Raw genomic sequence first — 4,866 nt, 5'->3', positions numbered from 1 at the left:
AGTAGCTCGGACGAGCTCCGAGTTTTCTCACCGCTTTCACGTAAGACATACTTGTGTAGGTTCCACCTCTATCGCTGTGGATGACACAATCTGATGGCAGCAGTCCTTCCTTCGTCGGAAGCTTATTTAACGTAGCTAACGCTAATTGCAGCGTTGCACTCGAACCGGTTTCCCAAGCAACTATCTTATGGTTAAATAAATCTTTGATCGTGCTCAGTACAACCCAGCCCTCTCTTACCGGGACAAAAGTCATGTCCGTGACAAGTTTTGTCATCGGGCCGGATGAAGAGAAATCCCGTTTCAGCACGTTGTACAAAGGTTCCTGAACAGGCTCAAGCATTTCGGTCTTGTAATGGATTCTGCGCTTTGGGCGGACTCTTGAATTTAAGCCATGCAGCCTCATGAGTCTGGCGACGCGTTTATGGTTAATGGCAAAGCCGTTTAGTTTGCTCAAATACACCGCCATTCGCTTTGCTCCGTAAGCAAAATTACGGCGCTTTTGGAGTTCTGAAATCTGAGTGACTAAAGGATCACCTTCTTCAGCTCTTAATTGTTTTTGCCGTTTCCTGTAAAACGTGCTCCGATGGATTCCTAGCCAGGAGCAGGCCTCCTTTATTGGCACTCCTTTGTCTTTTAAAGACTCAACGATTGAGACAATATTTGATTCAGAGTGGTCCTTTAAATTAAAGTTTTTGGTAATCCACTCTTTGATTGCAAATGTATAGGCTAAGACAGACGTAATTGAGTAGCTGCTACCTCCAACTATTGCACGTCCTTTGCGATTTTTTAATTCGGATTTAACCCACCGTTGAACCGAACGTGGTTCCAGACCATAGAACTCGGCTGTCTTTAGTGAGGAACGAAACTTCCCTTCAATAACTTGTGTCGCAATAGAACTTGCGAAAGCCCGAGATATGGCCCTTTTGGATATCTCGTTCTTTCGGGACTGGGTTATGACGGACTTTATAGTACCTCTATAAACGCCAAATTGAATTGCAAGCTTAGTACAGGACAGGCCTTGACCATGCAGCTTAACTATTTCTTCTCTTTCAATAGCGGAAAGCGGGGATTGTCGCTCTTCAGAGGCAATCCAATCACTGCTCAAGAGGGATTTAGCCTTCCATAAACGCAAAATATCTTGCGGAACGCCCGATAGTTGTTCAATCTCTCGATACTTCTTCATTTCATCGAATAAGGATTGAACCAACCTTTTGGTCTCAAGAGAAAATATCTTCCTCGCCAAGGTGCCTCCTTGCCAAGTGTCGCATTTTCAGGGGGCAGTTCACATTAGGCGGCTATTCTATGCTGTCGCGTAACAGCTCCGTTTGTTTATTTCGCAAAAATCAACTTTATCGGATCGCCAGCATGTTTGCATTTGGGCTATGTCAATCGTTCAAATTTGTTTTGGACAGTAGTGGATAGACAAGAAACTGTCGGCGGGCGTGCCATGTTCAAAATTGAGTATCGCATTAGCCGCTAAATTTTGTTGAGAATAGCGTTTGCGGTGTTGAAATATAAAAAGAAATTCGATATTAAGAAAGCCTGTGTGGCAAGGTGCAGTTTGTAAGCCAAAAGTGAATCTGACAAGGTTAAAGGGCAATCTAGACCAATATGTTATGAGAAAGCTAAAGGCGCTTCCAGACAGCCTGAAGGGCCAACTTGTTAAAGTTATAAGGATGGTGCGTTATTAGGCATTGGAAGTACTTTCTTGAAGTTCATAATAGGCAGAATGTCATTGTTCGGCATACAACAGCCTGAAGAGATTTCTAGAGAAGCCTCTTCCAAAACATGTAGTGCTGCCTTTTTACAACTAACCTCAACAATGCAATGAAGTTTGATTAAAAAGCCTGAAATAAGGGCGTTAGGGGAGAATTTTGCCAAAATCAACTTGATTTCCAGGCGGGTTCCAGAGATTGGTCCTGCTCACCATGAAGAATTTCAACATTTATCAATCCGCGAATTGAGAAAATCTGGATGCTGTGTCGATCAATTTAGTATGCATTATTAGCGTAGTTCTTTTAAGGAACTAAGAAGATTGGATCACTTGCTCTCACTAAATTTAAAGATAACGACAATCCCTATGCGAAATAATTAAGAGCGCAAAAGTTAAAGCTACTCCAAATCACCTAGGTCTTCATAATTACTGGTTGAGTCGCGAAGGAAGTTCCTTCAATTGAGTTTGTTCCGAAGTCTTCGTTTTGATTCCGAGCTTTCCATAAGCGTGAAAACGGTGACTCTCAACCGTGCGTTCACTTAATCCAAATTTAAAAATTTGTCAATCTTCTTTTACCAGAGACAAAACTTGCCTCTCTCTTATTGATAAAGATTGATAACGCCTATTCAGGTCTTCTATGTTCCCCTGACTTTGACCTACAGAATCTTTCCCTATGGCTTCGGATATGTACGATTTCGTTTCTCTACAAGAAAATAAGGATTAAAAATTAGACAATATATTTCCATCACAACCCCTCCCTGAACAAATAAAAAGGTCAAAAACCAAGCAATTTAGCTGGTATTCGACCAGTATAAATACAATCCGGTATTTAGAAAAAATAGGAATTAATTATCTTTGGGAGGCAAAGTATTTTTTGATCTCAAACAATACTTGGTTTTTAACTTATTGAATCTATTAAAAGGAATAATGCCTTCTTTTTGCATGCGACCAACAACGATTCCACAAAGGACCTCATTTTCTTTTGCAAATGTTCGGATAGAATCTTCCGAAAAACATTTTGTTTCGATAAAGGCTGTAAATATCGGAGTGGGTATGAGAATTTCCTTAGCAAAAGAATCAGCCTCATTCTCTTCTTCTTCCGTTACCCCATCAGCTTGAGCTACGTGTCCAAGAAGAACGTGACCAAGTTCATGGAACAAGCTAAACCAGAATTTGTCCGAATCTTTACCTCGCACCGTTAATCCTATAACTATTTTTTTCCCGTCACGAAAGGTTGCTCCATGAAGAAAAGATCCTGAAATATGGGGAAGAAACACAAGCGCAATTCCACACTCAGAAAGGAGCTCCTTCAGTTCTGGACAAAAAAGTTCAGGATCTAAAGTTGTTAAACGTCTAAGTTTCGGAAGTTTATCTCTTAGTTCATCTAAATTAATTGTTTTAACCGGTATTGACCTAGCTTCGATCTTTGCCCTCTGAGCCCAAGCAAGCAGAGCAAAATTTCCTTTTTCGGTAAGAGCTTGTCTCCGACAAGCTATTCGAGATAAACAAGTATTCCCAAGAAGAATACCTAAGTTTGCAACTTCAAAGAACTTTCGCAGTTCAATGACTCTCTCTATCGATGAAGAAACTTCAGAAAGCCAACCTTTGCGTACCATTTCAACAAAAGGAAACTGATTTGCGATATCTAAATCCTGAGAGATTTCGTTTTGAAGTCTAACCTTTGCAAGTTTCTCGCGAAAAATGGCTTCCAATTTATTCCAAAATCTAGAAGGGATACCCAAAACCATTTCCAACCGTTCCGCAACTTCTGGAGTAAGTTGAACTTCTCCATTTATCAACTTACTTATGTGCTTTTCGCTCATTCCCATGCGAACGGCAAATTCTTTTTGACTGATACCCCGGTCCTTCAATTGTTCTTTAACAGTTGCCCCAGGCGGTGTCGCTATAAAACTTTCACTTGTAAACATTGCGCCTTCTCCAGAACAAAATGAACGATTAATGATAATCAACTACTTCTAAGATGCACACCACATTGATTTTGTTTTTGACCATTTTAAAAACCAATCGGTGTGGGTGAACTAAATACAACCCGTATTCTCCGGCCCTATCGCCTGTCAACGGATGACAGCCCCCGATCTTGAATTTAAGCATTTCCTCCAATGTCTCAGCGGCTGAAATTTCTCCAATACGTTGATGAATCTTTTCTGCCATTAATTTTCCATGAAATTTCACAGTCTCACTTGCAATAGTGCAAATCTTCTCAAGTTTTCGATTCTTATAGGTTATTTCCACTCTTCATCCCATATGAAATTAACCTTCTAGGTAAATTATTATAACCAAGCAGGCCTAATTTGTCTATTGATTATGTCTTTCCTAAAATCCCTGGTGATATTACTTTTAGAGTATAATTTTTAATCAATACGCCATTGTACGATGAAGTCACTCGCAGTATCATCAGGTTGCAATATGTTTACCCCTCCATTTCAATCTTGTCCAGGAGAGTCTTTTTACTATAAGTTTAATTCTTAAAAGTTTAATGGCTGGTATTTTTAGAAACTTGAGTGGTAAACTCTGAAGGAGGAAAGACTAAGTTATTCGGAGTGATGATGCTAGAACTATACGAGAACAATCTTTTCGTCCGTTTAGAAAGTGTTGAAGAAAAAAATCCAACAGAATTAAAGAAATTAATTGAACATCTAAAAAATTTTCAACCTCTAAAGAACAATCCTCCCATTTTTTTAATCAATTTTCTTTTACCTCTTCAAAATACAAATTACGAAAATCAAGAAAATTTTGCTGTCCTTGTCATTCCAGGTTATAAGTTATTATTTATATGTTTAAATAATCAAACTTGGGACTCAGATTTTAGAGAAGACTTCTTGGAGGATATTTCATTCTTATCTCAAAAATTCCAGTATCAGGACAAAATTGGTCGTGTTAGGGCATGGAAAAATTCTCTTACTCAAGCCATTTCTTTAGAAGATTTCCTTTCTTGCCAATCTATTGAAACATTTAGCTTAAGCTCTGAACAAGGAAGATTAAGCCAACTTATCACTACCTTAATCACTGGCAGCGTAAATGATATAAATCATGTAGGAGTAGAAGTACCAGAAGATCAGGTTCGACGCACGATATTAATAAAAAATCTGAATAATATCTGCGAAAATTTCTGATAATTGCATGAATTTATT

4 protein-coding genes are annotated in these 4,866 nt (G+C 39.0%); 1 reads left to right on the top strand and 3 read right to left on the bottom strand.

All coding sequences use genetic code 11. The annotated features are described in order from the left end of the window. The 3 genes from E5987_RS12335 to E5987_RS12325 form a co-directional block, all read right to left on the bottom strand. The coding region (locus E5987_RS12335) for an IS3 family transposase (protein ID WP_160336371.1) at positions 1-1,243 on the bottom strand (1,243 nt) is incomplete at its 3' end. Positions 1,244-2,559: 1,316 nt separating this feature from the next. Then, positions 2,560-3,642 (bottom strand): helix-turn-helix domain-containing protein, encoded by a 1,083-nt coding sequence (locus tag E5987_RS12330; protein ID WP_160336370.1) that lies wholly within the window; start codon positions 3,640-3,642, stop codon positions 2,560-2,562. A gap of 28 nt (positions 3,643-3,670) precedes the next feature. Next, positions 3,671-3,886, bottom strand: coding sequence for a hypothetical protein (locus E5987_RS12325; RefSeq protein WP_202074645.1), 216 nt, complete (start codon positions 3,884-3,886; stop codon positions 3,671-3,673). A 350-nt stretch (positions 3,887-4,236) separates the two neighbouring features. Here E5987_RS12325 and E5987_RS12320 point away from each other — a divergent pair, with 350 nt between their 5' ends. Further along, positions 4,237-4,848, top strand: a complete 612-nt coding sequence (locus E5987_RS12320) for a hypothetical protein (protein ID WP_160336368.1) — start codon at positions 4,237-4,239, stop codon at positions 4,846-4,848. Positions 4,849-4,866 lie beyond the last annotated feature (18 nt).

The sequence above is a fragment of the Parasutterella muris genome (genome assembly GCF_009767915.1).
In the GTDB taxonomy this organism is placed as follows: domain Bacteria; phylum Pseudomonadota; class Gammaproteobacteria; order Burkholderiales; family Burkholderiaceae_F; genus Parasutterella; species Parasutterella muris.
The sequence above is the reverse complement of the archived record's forward strand: the minus strand, read 5'-3'. Positions and strand labels throughout refer to the sequence as shown.

What these genes read in the sequence shown, in the direction of transcription:
- E5987_RS12330 (WP_160336370.1), bottom strand. Translation starts at nt 3,642, where the DNA reads ATGTTTACAAGTGAAAGTTTTATAGCGACACCGCCTGGGGCAACTGTT.
- E5987_RS12325 (WP_202074645.1), bottom strand. Translation starts at nt 3,886, where the DNA reads ATGGCAGAAAAGATTCATCAACGTATTGGAGAAATTTCAGCCGCTGAG.